Here is a 16,118-nt window from a genome sequence, read left to right as displayed (position 1 = left end):
AGCATCAGGTTAACTTGCGAAAGATAAGAGAACCATTGGTCCCACCGAAACCGAAAGAGTTAGAAAGCACGGTTTCTATTTTGCGCTCCTGAGCGGTGTGAGGCACAAGGTTAATGTCACAGCCTTCTTCCGGATTGTCCAGGTTGATGGTCGGCGGAGCCACCTGATCACGAATGGCCAACACGCTGAAGATTGCTTCCACCGCGCCAGCCGCGCCCAATAGATGCCCAATCATGGACTTGGTAGAACTCACCGCCACCTGATCAACAGCACTACCCATGACTGATTTCACCGCCTGGCATTCGGCTTTATCGCCAGCCGGAGTAGAGGTGCCATGAGCATTGATGTAATTGACCTCGCTGGCAGGAATTCCCGCATCCCTGATGGCATTCACCATCGATGCGGCCGCACCTGAGCCATCTTCCGGCGGTGAGGTCATATGATAGGCATCACCGCTCATACCAAAACCGATCAGTTCGGCGTATATTCGAGCTCCACGCGCTTTAGCATGCTCATATTCTTCCAGCACCAACACGCCCGCCCCATCACCCAGAACAAAGCCATCACGGTCTTTGTCCCAAGGACGACTGGCGGCCTGGGGGTTGTCGTTACGTGTTGACAAGGCTCGCGCAGCGGCAAATCCTCCCAAACCAACGGGCGTTGTTGCCATTTCGGCACCACCTGCAACCATAACATCTGCATCACCGTACTGAATCATACGCGCGGCAAAGCCGATGCTGTGGGTTCCGGTGGTGCACGCGGTCGTGATGGCGATGTTAGGACCACGCAACCCATACATAATGGAAAGATTGCCAGAAATCATGTTAATAATGGCGCTGGGAACAAAGAAAGGAGACATACGACGCGGTCCCTTATGTTCCACTACCAGAGTGCCTTCCTCAATCGTACCAATCCCCCCAATACCCGAGCCGATAGACACGCCAATACGACCGGCATTAGCGTCAGATACTTCAAGGCCCGCATCGCGAATAGCCTGAATACCGGCCACCATTCCATACTGAATAAAAGGGTCCATCTTACGTGCATCTTTTCCGGAAAAATAATCGTCGATCACGAGATTCTTTACGGATGCGCTGAATTGCGTGGTAAAAGCCGAAGTATCAAAAGCGGAGATTGTTTCTACGCCGCTTTTGCCATTCACAATGCCATGCCAGGTATCAGCCACGGTATTACCCAGCGAGCTGACCATACCAAGACCAGTTACAACCACTCTTCTACGCGACACGTTAGGGATTCTCCAAAACAATAAGGAATTGGCGGGATAAAACTTCAAAATGCTCAGGGACAGGCATTTAGTATATCGCGCTGATTAAACAGCTACTGACAGAATTTATGTAATAAAACTGGCAAAAGAAAAAGCCGTACTATTTCGCAATAATACGGCTTTTTCATGAAGACAGATAATCAGCGACTTTGAAGATTACGCCAGGTTGGCGTTAATGTAATCGATAGCCAGCTGAACTGTGGTGATTTTCTCAGCTTCTTCATCGGGGATTTCTGTCTCGAACTCTTCTTCCAGAGCCATAACCAGCTCTACGGTGTCGAGAGAGTCAGCACCCAGATCTTCTACAAAAGAAGCTTCGTTTTTAACTTCTTCTTCTTTCACACCCAGTTGCTCAGCAACGATTTTTTTTACGCGTTCTTCAATGCTGCTCATGATGCTATTTAACTCCTAGTGGTAGTATCGACGAAACCGTCACTTGTGAAACCACGAAGGTGGTTCCTTCATAATGTTTCGGCCAAAATCGACGCGCATTTTACATCTATTTTTGCCGTGTTGTAACGCATCCTGCCAAAATTCTTCGTTTTTTTAGTGAATTCCCAAGAAAAACAAAGACTTAAATCCAATTATTAGCTCATATACAAGCCGCCATTGACGTGGATAGTCTCGCCGCTGACATAAGCTGCCGCATCACTGGCCAAAAAAACCACAACCGCAGCAATTTCTTCAGGCTTACCCAAGCGCCCCACTGGAATGTTGGACAGCAATCCTGCCTTTTGTTCCTCTGGCAACCCTTTAGTCATGTCGGTATCAATAAAACCCGGTGCAACGGTGTTAACGGTGATACCGCGCGACCCTACCTCTGCAGCCAGTGAGCGTGCAAAACCCGATACGCCAGCTTTGGTAGCAGCATAATTCGATTGCCCGGCGTTGCCCATAGCGCCGACAACGGAACTGATGTTAATAATACGGCCCCAGCGAGCTTTCATCATTCCGCGCAACACAGCTTTACTCAAGCGATAAATTGAACTGAGGTTGGTATTGATAACATCAAACCACTCATCATCGCTCATGCGCATCAGCAAATTATCTTTAGTAATGCCAGCGTTATTGACAAGAATAGCCGGCGTACCAAATTCTTCCTGAACACTTTTCATTAACTCGGCTACCGAATCGGCATCAGTAACATTTAATACTTTTCCTGTGCCACGAATACCCAATTCCTGCAAGCGAGCAGATATTTTTTCCGCTCCGGATTCACTGGTCGCCGTACCAATAACGGTTGCTCCGGCAGCGCCTAATTGCTCCGCAATCGCAGCACCAATACCTCGACTGGCACCAGTAACCAAGGCAACTTTATCGTTTAAATTGATCATCGTCTTCACCCATTAATTAAAAGTTTCCAACGCCCCAAGAAGTTCTTCTGGGGTTTCGATGGAGAGCGTATTCAAATCCTTGTTAATTCTTTTGTTTAATCCTGAAAGCACTTTACCTGGACCACATTCGATCGTGGTAGCAATACCGCGCGCAGACAAAGTATTGACACAATCAACCCAACGCACCGCACTGAAGATCTGTTCGATCATAAGCGCTTTGATTTTTTCCGGATTACTTTCCGGCTCCGCCGTAACATTATGTACAACAGGGATATCCGGAGTAGAAAAAGATGTATTGTAAATTTGTTCTGCCAATTTTTCCGCAGCTGGACGCATGAGTGACGTATGAAACGGTGCACTCACAGGCAAGGGAAGTGCTCGCTTCGCACCCGCCTCTTTGCACAATGCGCTTGCGCGCTCGACAGCGCCAGCAGCACCGGCAATCACAACTTGCCCCGGCGAATTGAAATTTACCGCGGCGACAACTTCACCTTGTTCTGCCTGCTTACACGCATCAATAATTGACGCATCATCCAAACCAATAATAGCCGCCATAGCACCCTGCCCTGCCGGTACAGCTTCCTGCATAAATTTGCCGCGCTGCTGAACCAGTTTTACTGCATCACCAAATGCAACCACCCCGGCACAAACCAAGGCCGACCATTCACCCAAGCTATGTCCGGCCATCAGCGCCGGCTGCGCACCACCTTTGTGTTGCCATACGCGCCAAATCGCAACACTGGCAGTGAGCAATAACGGCTGGGTACGCTCAGTCAAATTAATGTCATCCTGACTGCCATTCTGAACCAAATCCCATAGATCATAACCGAGCGCAGAAGATGCTTCTGAAAATGTCTCCGCCACAAGAGAATACTGGCTGGACAAATCTGCCAACATACCAATCTTCTGGGAGCCCTGCCCAGGAAAAACAAAAGCAAGATGAGATTGAGTCATAGGAACTTCGCTTGTATTGATAAGAAAATTAATAATCGAAAATTTATGGTTGATTTTTTTGCATTGCATTTAACGCACACTGAATACGCGCTGGCACCTTCTGCACAACCTGCTCTTTTGCAACAACCAAAGCCTGATAAAAAGCATCTTCGTCAGCGCTGCCATGGCTTTTCACTACAGGTTTCTGTAGCCCCAGGAAGCATGCTCCATTATATGCCCCCGGATTTAATTCACGCCGCCATTGGCGCAAAACAGGTCGCATAAACAACACCAACAACTTCAGATACCAATGGCGAGCAAAACTTTTTTCAATCTTTTTAGCTATCAGGCGCGCTACCCCTTCGCTGGATTTAAGCGCGACATTACCGCTAAAGCCATCGCACACAATCACATTGACCCTACCAAGATATAACTCATCACCTTCAATGAATCCGATGTAATTAAGTTGTTCATCCTGTGATAGCAACACATGACTGTGCTTGACCAAATCGGTTCCTTTAGTTTCTTCCGTGCCCACATTCAGCAAAGCTACGCGAGGCTTTTCAACTCCTGCGGAAGACGCCAATACACTACCCATTAATGCAAATTGATGCAGCTGCTCGGGCGTACAGGTGAGATTCGCCCCCAAATCCAACATGAAGCTATTGCCTTGCTCCACGGGCATCGACTTACAAATGGCAGGCCGATCAATTCCCGGAAAAGTCTTCAGGAGATGCTTACTCATCGCCATCAGGGCTCCGGTATTACCCGCACTGACACAGGCATCGGCAAATCCATCCTGAACCTGTAACAACGCCTGCCACATGGACGAATTTTTTTTATGGCGTAAGGCAGTTAGTGGATCTTCGTGCATTGCAACGACATCAGTAGCGTGATGAACGCGAATGGCTGGGGATACAGGAATACTACTTGATGAAAGTAAGGACTGAATTTGATCCTGATCACCGACCAGCAACAGCTCTACTTCAGGGGAGGTCGCGACAAAACGAATGGCCGCTGTAATAACAACGCGGGGACCTAAGTCCCCGCTCATAGCGTCAACCGCTATACGAATTTTTTCAGACAATGTTAGATCGTCTTTTTGCCTGACAAATTATTCGTTAACACCTTTGTCAATCACTTTACGGCCACGGTAAAAACCGTCAGCAGTAACATGATGACGTAAGTGCTTTTCACCGCTGGTTGCGTCGACGGACAATGTTGGTCCAGTCAAGGCATCGTGTGAACGACGCATGTCACGCTTGGAACGGGATTTTTTGTTTTGCTGTACGGCCATGATGATCTCCTGATTACATACACACTGGAACCGAGGCGCCTCTATTTTTTCGGCGAGCTCTTGAGTTGCTCCAGCACTTGAAACGGGTTTTTCTCTTGCTTGACTACCACCGGCTCACCACTCTGAAAGAGCTTGGGGTCAACACACTGCTCCTCGTGATAAGCCACCGGGGGCAGATTCAGCAACAACTCTTCTTCGACCATATCGAAAAAGTCTGCACTGGCATCCTCAACAATCCAAGGGTCCAGATGCTTCGGCAACATCTTGGCATCCTCTTCAGTCCACACAATTGCCAGTGAAATATTGCATTCGACGGGCTTTGCGACTGGAGACAGACAACGCTGACAAATCAACATCAGATCTGCATGCGCCTTGCCAGACACAACCTTTTTCTTCTCCTCACTGATACCAAAGTCCAGTCTGACAAAGACCTGACCTTCAGTTCCCTCAAGCGACTCTGCTAAACGCGACAAGGCGGCTATAGGGATAACACCCTCCAGAGAAATACCCTGTTGGGCAAATTTCCGCGGATCTCCCTGCCGAGGCAAGGTTTTGTGTGAGGGGGCTGAAAACATAAGCGCGCAATAATAGGGATCTGCTCTACTTCTGTCAAAGAAAATGTATGGAAATGGCGCTATTTAGTGCTTGCGGCATAGAATAGCCACCTTATCTATGATTCTGAGGGTTTCATGCAAGACATCATTCTGGCCTCCAGCTCCGTTTACCGGCGTCAATTATTGAACAAATTGGGAATCAACTACCGATGGCAGGCACCCGATGTAAATGAGACCTCTATAGACGGTGAATCTCCTGCGGACCTGGTTAAACGGCTGTCGAGAAATAAAGCGGTGGCACTGGCGCCACACTACCCGAGTGCACTAATCATTGGCTCTGATCAGGTTGCTGCGCTTGAGAATAGAATCCTGGGAAAACCCGGTAATCACACCCATGCCAAAACGCAACTACAGCTGGCGAGCGGCAGGCAAGTGACCTTTTTTACCGGGTTGACTCTTTATAACGCCACAACAAGAACCACTCAGACATGCTGCGAACTTTATCAAGTTACTTTTCGTCAATTGACCGATGCACAAATAGAGAATTACCTGCAACGAGAGCAGCCCTACGATTGTGCTGGCAGCTTTAAATCCGAAGGATTGGGCATTGCCCTCTTTGATGAACTGGAAGGCAGAGACCCTAACACACTAATCGGCCTCCCTTTAATTGCACTGATCAAGATGCTTAATAATGAAGGGATTGATGTGCTAGATGCTAAACAAGACGCTGCCATCTGAGTAATTCGTCAAAACGGTCCATACACAGCTCTGGCTCATACGGATGCAAGCGCTCCACATGATGAGCCCCATAACTTACCGCAATACGCGGCATGTTTATTGTGCGCGCCATAGCCATGTCGTATTCCGTATCCCCAATCATGACGGACTCTGCGGAGGGCACCGAGAACTCATTCAACAGCTGCTCCAACATCAATGGGTGCGGCTTGGACGCCGTCTCATCCGCACAGCGCGTCGCATGAAAGAACGAAGACATTCCCAGACCAGTTAAAATTCGATCCAGCCCCCGACGACTTTTACCGGTCGCGATGGCAAGCTGATGCCCTTCTGTCCGCAGATGCTCCAGAGTTTCCTGAACCGCAGGGAAAAAAGCCGACGGGCGCTGTTGATCCAGAGAGATAAAATGGGCCGCATAGCGTTCACGGATGTCTTGGCGCTCCGCCTCACCGAGCAGCGGAAAGAGCTGGGCGATGGCTTCAGGCAACCCCAAACCAATGATGTTGTGAACCTCACTGTCCAGCGGTATTTCCCAACCCAAATCTTCAGCGGCCATTTGCATGGCCTGGGTAATCTTGCCGGTTGAATCACTCAGGGTTCCATCCCAATCAAAAATTAATAACAACTATTTATCTCCCACAACGCAATGCTCATGAGCCTAGTTTTTAGGCAGCCTCGACAGCGGCCCAGCCAAATCAGTCGCCAAAGGAGCCCTGACTATCGTTAACTCCGACTGATCAGGCAAGTAGAAACCGAGTTCTGCTGCGTGTAAAAACAAGCGTTTTAGACCCAATTGACGCATGCTTTCATTAATTTCATCATTGCCATACTTTTCATCCCCGACCAGACTATGGCCGGCATACTGCGCATGGACTCTTATCTGGTGGGTGCGACCGGTAATCGGTCGAGCTTCAATTAACGTAAAATCCCGAAAAGATTGGAGCACTGCAAATTCCGTGAGACTCGGCTTTCCTTCTGGATTCACTTTAACAATACGCTCCCCATCACCCACCTCACTCTTAAGCAAAGGCACATCAACCCGTTTACATGCCGCCGGCCACACACCATTGACTAACGCTTGGTATACCTTGCGCACACCACTTTGGCCCTTATTGCGCAAAGCGGCTTGCAGATGCCGCAGCATACTGCGTTTTTTAGCGACCATGATGCACCCAGAAGTATCCCTATCCAGCCGATGAACCAACTCAAGATAACGCGCGTCCGGACGCATCTGGCGCAAAACTTCAATCAACCCCAGACTCACTCCACTGCCACCGTGAACAGCCAAACCCGGCGGTTTATTGATGACCAATAACCCATCATTTTCAAACAAAATCGATTTTTCCAATTTATTGGTCAAGACATGGCTTGGCTGAGGAGAGTCGGCCTTTTCGGCAATCCGCACGGGTGGAATTCTGACGATATCGCCTGCTGCGAGCTTGTAATCCGGCTTGCATCGACTTTTATTGACCCTGACTTCACCTTTACGCAGGATGTTGTATATCCGCGATTTAGGTACGCGCTTGAGGCGTGCCATCAAAAAGTTATCAATGCGCTGGCCAGCCTGGTCCGCATCTATCTCAACATGCTGAACCTGGGCGACAGTAGTCTCTTCGGGGGCCTTCTGGGCAAAGGGGGCTTTTTTCATGGCGCGATCATACCGCAAACCTTCAGCTCAGATGTAGCAGGCACGAGATATTCAACTAGACTTGACGATGAAGCTTCCTTATCGCACACGTTCATTGAAGGTATTAATGAATACTGCTATATTCGGCGGCGCCGAGACAGGCAGGTTTCCGGATAACGCATTGAAAAGGCGTATCAAATAGGAAATACCGCTGACGGCGAAAGGAGGCTTTGACCCTTGAGGCAACCGATTGGGAACACTCGGGTCCAATACTCCACGAAACAAACAAAACGGTATTTTCGCAACGTTATATGTTGCGCGAATACACTGTGACAATCGCGCTTAACTGCGTCATAGCTATTGTTAATACCGAAAGTGTTTTGTAGGACTCTAGATTCTACGTATTGCCAGACAAAATTCTGGATGTGGTCCACCCTGACGAGCTAATACCGCGCCGCCAACAGGCCGGGAATGATACAGACCCACGAGGTCATATCATGCAGCCATTAAGGCTAGCAATTGCGATCACCATCCCGAAACGGTTGCTTGATTATCAGCAACCAGCAGTACATGAGCGGACTGGAATGACAACCGTCCAAAACCTGAGTTAAATGGGAAGAGAACTAACTATCAGCGCAGGAATGTTATCCGTCACGAGCCGAAATTCGCCCATGACAAATCCAGACTGAACAGCATCTGCCCACCAACCGCTGTCGCGAGCATTATGTAGCGCGGCAGTCTACACGGTTGCACAAAACGCCTCTGTGTTAACCCTAGTTATTTCGTTGCCAATGCGCTCGAACTAATCAGGTAACACATGAAAAGAATGCTCATCAATGCAACTCAACCCGAAGAGTTGCGCGTAGCTCTGGTCGATGGCCAATGGCTTTATGACCTCGACATCGAAAATCGCAACCGCGAACAAAAGAAATCCAACATCTATAAAGGCCGTATCACTCGGGTAGAACCGAGCCTGGAAGCAGCCTTTGTCGACTATGGTGCCGAGCGCCATGGTTTCCTCCCCCTGAAAGAAATCTCCCGTGAGTACTTCAGTAAAAATACTGGTGATAGCGATGGGCGCGTAAAGATCAAGGAAGTGCTCAAAGAGGGTACCGAGGTCATTGTCCAGATTGATAAGGAAGAGCGCGGCAATAAAGGCGCTGCGCTCACGACCTTTGTCAGCCTCGCCGGCCGTTACCTGGTATTAATGCCAAACAATCCGCGCGCCGGCGGCATCTCCCGTCGCATAGAAGGTGAGGATCGGGCAGAACTTAAAGATGCCCTCGGTTCTATTGAAGTGCCGCAAGGTATGGGCGTCATCATTCGCACTGCCGGCGTAGGCCGTAGCGCTGACGAACTGCAATGGGATTTGAATTATTTGCTGCAATTATGGGGCTCCATCGACAGCGAAGCCAAGAAGTCCCCTGCCCCAACCTTCCTGTTCCAGGAAAGCAACGTCATCATTCGGGCTATTCGCGACTACTTACGTCAGGACGTTGGTGAAGTCATTGTTGATAATAAAGAAGCCTTCGAATTGGCCTCGGCCTTTATTCAGCAAGTGATGCCCAACTACCGCAGCAAGGTAAAGCTGTATCAGGATGATATTCCCTTATTTAACCGCTACCAGATTGAAAGCCAGATCGAAACCGCCTTCCAACGCGAGGTGAAACTCCCCTCTGGTGGCGCCATTGTGATCGACGTTACCGAAGCGCTGGTCTCGATCGACATTAACTCCTCGCGCGCGACCAAAGGTGGCGATATCGAAGAGACCGCACTGCAAACCAATCTGGAAGCTGCAGACGAGATTGCGCGGCAATTGCGTTTGCGCGACATGGGCGGCCTGATTGTCATCGACTTTATTGATATGCAGCCAGTGCGCAACCAACGCGAAGTAGAAAACCGTATGCGCGATGCTCTTTTGATGGATCGTGCACGCGTACAAATCGGGCGTATTTCACGCTTCGGATTGCTGGAGATGTCCCGTCAACGTCTGCGCCCCTCCCTGGGAGAGATTCATTCCAAGGTGTGCCCACGCTGTAACGGACAAGGCACCATCCGCGGCACTCGCTCATTGGCACTGGCTATATTGCGCCTGGTGGAAGAGGAGGCTCAGAAAGAGCGTAGCGCTGAAATTCGCGCGATTGCGCCTATGTCTGTGGCCACTTATTTGCTGAATGAAAAACGCAAAACCATCTCCAATATTGAAGCGCGCAACAACACGCGGGTAGTCATTGTTCCGAGCGCGGATATGATGACACCTCATTTTGAAGTGCAACGTCTCCGTGACGATGACGAAGGGACACTGGAAACCAGTTACAAAATCACGCCAAGCGCTGATGAGAGCAAAGAAGAAGACGAAGAAATGAACGTAAAGGCACTGCCAGTTAACAGGCCTGCCGTTCAAGTTACCGCGCCATCACAACCAGCGCCTGAGCCGGTAAAAAAACCTGGCGTCATTGCACGGTTTATCAGCTTGCTACTGGGTCTGTTCAGCGGCGAGAAATCCGACCGCAGCAGCAAAGGCCACAAGCACGATCGTAATCGCCAGGGTCGCAACAGGAATCAGCCACAATCGCGTCATCGTCGCGATCGAAATCGTCGCGATAAAGATCGGAAAGATGATCGGGAACTTCGCGATAACCGTGCACCGCGTGAATCAAGCGATACACCCACGAGCGATACACGCAATACTAATGAGCGCGGCAATCGTGAAAATGAGCGCCGTGAAAATCGCCAACAACCGCGCGATACACGCGACAATAGCGACGCCCCCAAAGAAAGAGACAACAAGGATAAAGACGGCGGCGATAATCGCAACCAACGCGGCAATCGCAACAATCGTGATGATCGGGACAACTCCCGCCGCAACCAAGCGAGCAACGACGTTACCGCAGAAGTCAAAAGTGACAACATTGAAGCTGAACAAGACAGCGATGAACGTCCAGCAAAACGTCCCGCTGGAAGACGTGCCCGCTCACAACAGCGCCGCCGGGGTCGCCGTGAGACACAGGAAGATAATGCACAAAACGCAGGTGCAGTTGAATCCATCAGCGCAAACGACTCAGTTGCTGCCAATGAAACTGAATCCAGTATGGAGTTCATCTCTGATGAAAACGCAAATCTGAACACTCAGGTTTCTGAAGCGATTGCCGAGCAAACAGCTGCTTTTGGTCAAACCAGCCCCAACACCATGGAGCACCAAGAAGAAGTGGAAGTGGTAACTACCTCCACGCAATCGTTCGTCATCGACCAGGAGCCAGTGACAACTTTTGCTGAAGAATCTGTAGTAACTACAGAAGAAAGTCACATAACAGAAGCACCTTCCGTTTCACAGGTTTTTGAAGCGCCACTACCCGAAGCTGCGCCCTTACCCAAAAAAGAAACTGTGGCTGTAGCGGTTACAACAGAAAGCGTTGTCATTGAACAAGAACAGACGGACCAACCTGTTGCACCAGAGATTATTGAAACCACCGAAACAATTGCTGAAACGGAAATGGCTAAAGAAACTCCTGACAATGCAACATCCAACGGAGAAATTGTTCGTGCCAGTAATGATCCGCGTCGAGCACCAAAACCGGCAGCAGTTCATATCGTGACAGAAACATTGACACGGGTTCAGCCGCGCGCATTGGATACCAGCATGCCAGCAAATGTGGAGCACAATCCTCGCCCGCTGACGCGACCATCCAACGATCCCCGTCTTGCAAAACGCGTAGCGCAAGCTACTGATGCAAAGACTGAAGATCAGGAATAAAAACTAATACGCTGTAAAAAAGCCGGGCTAACCCCCCGGCTTTTTTATTTCTAAACCATTGCCGCTCATGAAGTGTTCAGGCTGTGGCCGTTAACGCGGCAACGGCTGCAAATATTATTCTCTGCGTCTTGCTCACCGAAAAAACCTATGTATAATCTGCACCTCTTCGGAAGGGTGGCAGAGTGGTTTAATGCACCGGTCTTGAAAACCGGCGTAGGTGCGAGCCTACCCAGGGTTCAAATCCCTGCCCTTCCGCCATATCTGTCGACAGACTACAAAAGGCGCCGCAAAACGGCGCCTTTTGTTTTTCTACTTTCCGGTCACTTGTGAACTGTTAATTTGCCCCAATGTCCAATAATCGACGCTTACCGCGTTCAGGCCGGGCATATAATCTCTTGGAATTTATAATCCGACTTTGTATGATGACCATCACTTTTTAACAAAGCCCAGTGGAGATTCACCATGCAAGAGCTTTACACACAAACAGCTTCGACCAGCGCCCTTGAAGTTAATAAGGTACTGCGTAACACCTACATGCTACTCGGCATAACTCTGGTATTCAGCGCCCTTACAGCAGGCATCAGCATGGCAGTCGGCATTGGCCATGGTGTCGGGCTGATTATGAGCCTGGTGGCTTTGGGACTGATATGGTTTGTCCTTCCACGCACCGCTAATTCCTCGGCGGGTCTGGCGGTGGTATTCGCCTTTACCGGCTTGATCGGAGCCAGCCTCGGCCCAATCCTTAATCACTACCTGGCTTTTGCTAATGGCGGCTCTATTGTGCTCCAGGCGTTGGGAGGCACAGCATTGATCTTCCTTGGCCTTTCCGCCTATACCCTGACGACTCGCAAGGACTTTAGCTTCCTGCAAGGTTTTGTCGTCGTTGGTATGATGGTCATGATCGTTGCCATGCTGGTATTAATTGGAGCCTCACTATTTGGCTTTAATGTTTCTGGCTTGCAACTGGCATTCTCAGCCGGTGTGGTTCTGCTGATGTCTGCGCTGATCCTGTATCAAACCAGTGCCATTATTCACGGTGGCGAAACAAATTACATCATGGCCACCACTACCCTTTATTTGTCTATCATCAACCTGTTCACCAGCTTGTTGCACCTCCTTGGCGCCGGCGGTGACGACTAAAACCCTTTAGGCTATTTGAGGAAGCCCCGTTAATACGGGGCTTTTTTATTACTACGCATGATTTTTTCATTAGCCATATATTCAGCCCCTCACACCACTCAAGCCAGCGATAGCGCATATCGGTTTGCCGAAACCCTATTGTCGGAAGGACACAGTCTCTATAGAGTCTTTTTTTATCAGGATGGCGTATACAATAGCAACAACCTTATAACCCCTGCACAAGATGAAACAGACCTTTCATCTGGATGGCAGCAGCTATCAGCTAAATATCAAATCGATATGGTGGTTTGTATTGCTGCCGCCCTAAAGCGCGGCATACTCAACCAGGAGGAAGCGGAACGCTATGAAAAACCTGCCCATAATTTGCGTGATGGTTTTGCTATCAGCGGTTTGGGCCAATTGGTAGATGCAGCGCTCATGTCAGATCGCCTGATAACCTTCGGTGGCTAACATGCGCAAAAGAATCCTGTTTATCAGTCGACACGCACCTTATGGCTCTTCAGTTGCCAAAGAAGCGCTTGATGCGGTGCTAACGACGGCAGCCTATGATCAGGATCTGAGCTTACTATTTATGGATGACGGTGTTTTTCAACTACTGAAAAATCAGCAAAGCACCGGGATTGCGCAAAGAAGTTTTGCTTCCATGTTACCTGTGCTCCCCCTATACGAAGTGGAAAATATTTTTGTACACTTGGAATCGCTACAGGCACGTGGCATAACAAGAAATGAACTTCTCCTCGACAGTGTCCAGGTTCTTGACAGTCATGCTGTCAGTGTCTTACTGGCACAGCAAGATCAACTGCTGAGCTTCTAATCACGATGAGCACTTTGCATACCGTTAATAAGTCACCGTTTACGCATAGTACTCTGGCCTCTTGCCTGTCTATCTGCGCACAAAATGATGGGATTTTATTGCTTGAAGATGGCGTTTTTGGTGCGATGACTACAGCACCTTGTGCAGATAAGCTATCAGAGCTGATTGAGTGTGGAGTAAAAGTCTATGCACTCACCAACGATATTAAAGCGCGCGGCTTGCAAGAAAAGCTTCTGAGCAATGTCCTCCTGACCGATTACACCGGTTTTATGCAATTGAGCATTGATCACCGCTGCGTGCAAAGCTGGTATTAACGATGGGGATATATATTGATGGCCAGAGCATTGAAACTGATAAAGAAGGCCATCTAAAAAACCTGCAGGACTGGAATGAAACCGTAGCCGAGCGTTTGGCTGCGCAAGAAAATATTGTGCTTGCTCAGGCTCATTGGGAAATCATTTATTTGCTGCGGGAATTTTACCAAGAGTTTGAGCTGGCACCGGCTATGCGACCATTGGTTAAACGTGTAGCCCAGAAACTCGGTGGCGACAAGGGACGCAGCGTCTATCTAATGCAGCTCTTCCCTCCCAGCCCTGCGAGAGTTGCCGCCAAGATCGCCGGCTTACCGCGCCCACCCAACTGCTTTTAACTTTCTTTCTTCGTGCGCTCAACACTGGTGTCATGTGCAAAATAGGATCTGGTCAGCCCCACCACTACCGGGCTGAGTAATATCAGCGCAATTAAATTCGGAATCGCCATTAAACCGTTTAGCGTATCCGCTAACAACCAGACAAAATCCAACTGCGCCGTTGCTCCCCAATAAACAGCTATCACCCAGAAAATTCGAAAAGGCAGGATAGTTTTTACACCGAACAGATAGCTCCAGCACCGCTCCCCAATATAACTCCATCCCAGTATGGTGGTAAAAGTAAACAATATCAGGGAGACCGTGAGCACATGCCCCCCAACACCAGGCAATGCCGACTCGAAAGCCGTTATAGACAAGGCTGCCCCACTCTCACCGCTACTCCAGACGCCTGAGGAAATAATGGCCAGACCCGTCATAGTGCAGATAATGATGGTATCAATAAAGGTACCCATCATTCCGACCAAACCGGACTTCACCGGATTATTACTAGTACCTGCCGCTTGAGCAATGCCGGCCGTACCCAAGCCGGCTTCATTGGAGAATACACCGCGTGCAACACCGAAACGAATCGCTGCCATTACCGCCGCACCAGCGAAACCACCTGTTGCAGCTGCGGGTGTGAATGCGTGAGTAAATATCAAGGAAAATGCAGCAGGAATAGCTGATACATTGATGATCAAAACAATAAGTGCGGTCACGACATAAATGACACACATAAATGGCACCAAAGACGCGGCAACCTTACCAATACGTTTTATACCACCCAGAATGACAGCGGCCACAACAACCATTGTCAATACACCGGTAAGCCGCACATCAATAGCGAAGCTCGATTCAAGTGCCTGGGCCATACTGTTCGCCTGAACCATATTACCGATCCCGAAACCAGCGAGCCCTCCGAACAGCGCAAAGAGCGCAGCCAACCAGGCCCAACGCGGCCCCAGGCCATTTTTGATCGCATACATCGGACCACCGACATGCTCACCATTTTGGTCTCGCTCCCGATAATGCACAGCCAAGACAACTTCAGAATATTTAGTGGCCATGCCGACCAGCGCAGTGCACCACATCCAGAACAAGGCGCCGGGTCCACCCCAAAAAATTGCGGTTGCTACACCGGCAATATTGCCGGTGCCCACTGTGGCAGCAAGGCAAGTCATTAATGCCTGAAAGGGGCTGATTAATCCTGTGTCCGGGTCACCTTTAATTCGCCCATGCCAAATGGAGAGTATCCCCTGCCGTATGCGCATAAGCGGCATGAGCCTTAACCGCAGCATCAAAAAACAGCCAGTCCCGAGGATCAACACCAACATGGGTGGCCCCCACACCAGGCCATTGAGGAAGTTCACCAGATTATTGACAGCATCCATGGAAGGCTCGCTCTTTGGGAAAAAGCACCTAATAATTCTTATTTATAGAATCAGGAAGGCGTTGAGAAAATATCAGTAGCAGGAAGATAACAAAATTTATGCGTGATCGCACAAACTAATCGTTAAGCACACTGTAGAGCGGGGATTTAATTAGGAGCTCTTATCCGATGAGGGCGAGCATGCGATGAGGGCAAGCAATAGCTCGCCCTGAATGGACCGCAACTATTCTTTAGCTGCGTCAATAGATTTAATCGTACCCTTGGGCAACACAGCATGAACGGCAACTTTCTGAAACTTCAATTCAATATTATTGCCTGTTTCCAACACGATATAATTCTCATCCACCTTGACCACTTTACCCAGCATACCGCTGGTCATGATGACTTCATCACCTTTCGCCAAACCTGAAACCAAAGCGGTGTGTTCTTTTTGACGTTTGCGTTGTGGGCGGATGATAAAAAGATACATAAACACAAACAAACCACCGAACATCAATAAGGTCACCATTGGGTTACCCTGCGGTGCGGCGCCGGTTTGTGCTTGTGCCATAGCGGAGGAAACAAAGAAACTCATGAAACTAACCCCTATTATTTGGAAAAGCGCTAACTCTACCCTGTTTGCACAGA

The 16,118-nt window shown here is 49.3% G+C and carries 18 protein-coding genes and 1 tRNA gene; 8 read left to right on the top strand and 11 right to left on the bottom strand.

The features are described from left to right. Window positions 1-4: 4 nt before the first annotated feature. The 7 genes from fabF to CBR65_RS02085 form a co-directional block, all read right to left on the bottom strand. Entirely contained in the window at window positions 5-1,246 is a 1,242-nt protein-coding gene (gene fabF, locus CBR65_RS02115; protein ID WP_087465327.1) for a beta-ketoacyl-ACP synthase II, read from the bottom strand. 195 nt (window positions 1,247-1,441) lie between these two features. Further along, a complete protein-coding gene (gene acpP, locus CBR65_RS02110; protein WP_012487300.1) occupies window positions 1,442-1,678 on the bottom strand; it encodes an acyl carrier protein in 237 nt (78 codons plus the stop codon). A gap of 194 nt (window positions 1,679-1,872) precedes the next feature. Continuing rightward, window positions 1,873-2,619, bottom strand: a complete 747-nt coding sequence (fabG, locus tag CBR65_RS02105) for a 3-oxoacyl-ACP reductase FabG (protein ID WP_369825642.1) — start codon at window positions 2,617-2,619, stop codon at window positions 1,873-1,875. Window positions 2,620-2,631: 12 nt separating this feature from the next. Next, entirely contained in the window at window positions 2,632-3,573 is a 942-nt protein-coding gene (gene fabD, locus CBR65_RS02100) for an ACP S-malonyltransferase (protein WP_087468872.1), read from the bottom strand. Window positions 3,574-3,616: 43 nt separating this feature from the next. Next, window positions 3,617-4,639 (bottom strand): phosphate acyltransferase PlsX, encoded by a 1,023-nt coding sequence (plsX, locus tag CBR65_RS02095; RefSeq protein ID WP_087465326.1) that lies wholly within the window; start codon window positions 4,637-4,639, stop codon window positions 3,617-3,619. 27 nt (window positions 4,640-4,666) lie between these two features. Continuing rightward, window positions 4,667-4,849 (bottom strand): 50S ribosomal protein L32, encoded by a 183-nt coding sequence (rpmF, locus tag CBR65_RS02090; protein WP_087465325.1) that lies wholly within the window; start codon window positions 4,847-4,849, stop codon window positions 4,667-4,669. A 41-nt stretch (window positions 4,850-4,890) separates the two neighbouring features. After that, entirely contained in the window at window positions 4,891-5,424 is a 534-nt protein-coding gene (locus CBR65_RS02085; protein ID WP_087465324.1) for a YceD family protein, read from the bottom strand. A gap of 114 nt (window positions 5,425-5,538) precedes the next feature. Here CBR65_RS02085 and CBR65_RS02080 point away from each other — a divergent pair, with 114 nt between their 5' ends. After that, window positions 5,539-6,141 (top strand): nucleoside triphosphate pyrophosphatase, encoded by a 603-nt coding sequence (locus tag CBR65_RS02080; protein WP_087465323.1) that lies wholly within the window; start codon window positions 5,539-5,541, stop codon window positions 6,139-6,141. On the opposite strand, the gene CBR65_RS02075 is transcribed toward CBR65_RS02080, so the two are convergent. Further along, entirely contained in the window at window positions 6,119-6,763 is a 645-nt protein-coding gene (locus CBR65_RS02075) for an HAD-IA family hydrolase (protein ID WP_087465322.1), read from the bottom strand. The two genes, CBR65_RS02080 and CBR65_RS02075, sit on opposite strands and share 23 nt — an antisense overlap. A gap of 33 nt (window positions 6,764-6,796) precedes the next feature. Then, a complete protein-coding gene (rluC, locus tag CBR65_RS02070; protein WP_087465321.1) occupies window positions 6,797-7,786 on the bottom strand; it encodes a 23S rRNA pseudouridine(955/2504/2580) synthase RluC in 990 nt (329 codons plus the stop codon). Between the two features lie 796 nt (window positions 7,787-8,582). Here rluC and rne point away from each other — a divergent pair. From rne to CBR65_RS02035, 7 genes are all read left to right on the top strand, one after another. Next, window positions 8,583-11,519, top strand: coding sequence for a ribonuclease E (gene rne, locus CBR65_RS02065; protein WP_087465320.1), 2,937 nt, complete (start codon window positions 8,583-8,585; stop codon window positions 11,517-11,519). A 168-nt stretch (window positions 11,520-11,687) separates the two neighbouring features. Further along, window positions 11,688-11,777: transfer RNA gene (locus tag CBR65_RS02060), tRNA-Ser, on the top strand. A 204-nt stretch (window positions 11,778-11,981) separates the two neighbouring features. Continuing rightward, window positions 11,982-12,659, top strand: a complete 678-nt coding sequence (locus tag CBR65_RS02055; protein ID WP_087465319.1) for a Bax inhibitor-1/YccA family protein — start codon at window positions 11,982-11,984, stop codon at window positions 12,657-12,659. Between the two features lie 57 nt (window positions 12,660-12,716). Next, window positions 12,717-13,109 (top strand): sulfurtransferase complex subunit TusD, encoded by a 393-nt coding sequence (gene tusD, locus CBR65_RS02050; protein ID WP_087465318.1) that lies wholly within the window; start codon window positions 12,717-12,719, stop codon window positions 13,107-13,109. Window position 13,110: 1 nt separating this feature from the next. Next, window positions 13,111-13,473: a sulfurtransferase complex subunit TusC gene (gene tusC / locus CBR65_RS02045; protein ID WP_087465317.1), complete on the top strand. Its 363-nt coding sequence runs from the start codon at window positions 13,111-13,113 to the stop codon at window positions 13,471-13,473. 5 nt (window positions 13,474-13,478) lie between these two features. Continuing rightward, window positions 13,479-13,787 carry a sulfurtransferase complex subunit TusB gene (gene tusB, locus CBR65_RS02040; RefSeq protein ID WP_087465316.1) on the top strand — a complete coding sequence of 103 codons (309 nt, stop codon included), beginning with the start codon at window positions 13,479-13,481 and terminating at the stop codon, window positions 13,785-13,787. Between the two features lie 2 nt (window positions 13,788-13,789). Beyond that, the gene (locus CBR65_RS02035) at window positions 13,790-14,122 is read left to right on the top strand and encodes a TusE/DsrC/DsvC family sulfur relay protein (protein ID WP_087465315.1); all 333 of its coding nucleotides are present in this window, start codon (window positions 13,790-13,792) and stop codon (window positions 14,120-14,122) included. Here the strand turns inward: CBR65_RS02035 and CBR65_RS02030 are convergent. Together CBR65_RS02030 and yajC are read right to left on the bottom strand one after the other, a co-directional pair. Beyond that, complete coding sequence (locus CBR65_RS02030) at window positions 14,119-15,492, bottom strand: sodium:alanine symporter family protein (protein WP_087465314.1); 1,374 nt, start codon at window positions 15,490-15,492, stop codon at window positions 14,119-14,121. The genes CBR65_RS02035 and CBR65_RS02030 overlap by 4 nt on opposite strands. Before the next feature lie 222 nt (window positions 15,493-15,714). Continuing rightward, window positions 15,715-16,065 (bottom strand): preprotein translocase subunit YajC, encoded by a 351-nt coding sequence (gene yajC / locus CBR65_RS02025; RefSeq protein WP_087465313.1) that lies wholly within the window; start codon window positions 16,063-16,065, stop codon window positions 15,715-15,717. Window positions 16,066-16,118 lie beyond the last annotated feature (53 nt).

This window comes from Cellvibrio sp. PSBB006, from assembly GCF_002162135.1.
Classification (GTDB): Bacteria; Pseudomonadota; Gammaproteobacteria; order Pseudomonadales; family Cellvibrionaceae; genus Cellvibrio.
This window is presented reverse-complemented; position numbering and strand designations above follow the sequence as displayed.

Excerpts from the sequence above, each read along its gene's own strand:
- acpP (WP_012487300.1), bottom strand. The coding sequence starts at position 1,678 with ATGAGCAGCATTGAAGAACGCGTAAAAAAAATCGTTGCTGAGCAACTG.
- fabG (WP_369825642.1), bottom strand. The coding sequence starts at position 2,619 with ATGATCAATTTAAACGATAAAGTTGCCTTGGTTACTGGTGCCAGTCGA.
- fabD (WP_087468872.1), bottom strand. The coding sequence starts at position 3,573 with ATGACTCAATCTCATCTTGCTTTTGTTTTTCCTGGGCAGGGCTCCCAG.
- rpmF (WP_087465325.1), bottom strand. The coding sequence starts at position 4,849 with ATGGCCGTACAGCAAAACAAAAAATCCCGTTCCAAGCGTGACATGCGT.
- CBR65_RS02085 (WP_087465324.1), bottom strand. The coding sequence starts at position 5,424 with ATGTTTTCAGCCCCCTCACACAAAACCTTGCCTCGGCAGGGAGATCCG.
- CBR65_RS02080 (WP_087465323.1), top strand. The coding sequence starts at position 5,539 with ATGCAAGACATCATTCTGGCCTCCAGCTCCGTTTACCGGCGTCAATTA.
- rluC (WP_087465321.1), bottom strand. The coding sequence starts at position 7,786 with ATGAAAAAAGCCCCCTTTGCCCAGAAGGCCCCCGAAGAGACTACTGTC.
- rne (WP_087465320.1), top strand. The coding sequence starts at position 8,583 with ATGAAAAGAATGCTCATCAATGCAACTCAACCCGAAGAGTTGCGCGTA.
- CBR65_RS02055 (WP_087465319.1), top strand. The coding sequence starts at position 11,982 with ATGCAAGAGCTTTACACACAAACAGCTTCGACCAGCGCCCTTGAAGTT.
- tusD (WP_087465318.1), top strand. The coding sequence starts at position 12,717 with ATGATTTTTTCATTAGCCATATATTCAGCCCCTCACACCACTCAAGCC.
- tusC (WP_087465317.1), top strand. The coding sequence starts at position 13,111 with ATGCGCAAAAGAATCCTGTTTATCAGTCGACACGCACCTTATGGCTCT.
- tusB (WP_087465316.1), top strand. The coding sequence starts at position 13,479 with ATGAGCACTTTGCATACCGTTAATAAGTCACCGTTTACGCATAGTACT.
- CBR65_RS02035 (WP_087465315.1), top strand. The coding sequence starts at position 13,790 with ATGGGGATATATATTGATGGCCAGAGCATTGAAACTGATAAAGAAGGC.
- CBR65_RS02030 (WP_087465314.1), bottom strand. The coding sequence starts at position 15,492 with ATGGATGCTGTCAATAATCTGGTGAACTTCCTCAATGGCCTGGTGTGG.
- yajC (WP_087465313.1), bottom strand. The coding sequence starts at position 16,065 with ATGAGTTTCTTTGTTTCCTCCGCTATGGCACAAGCACAAACCGGCGCC.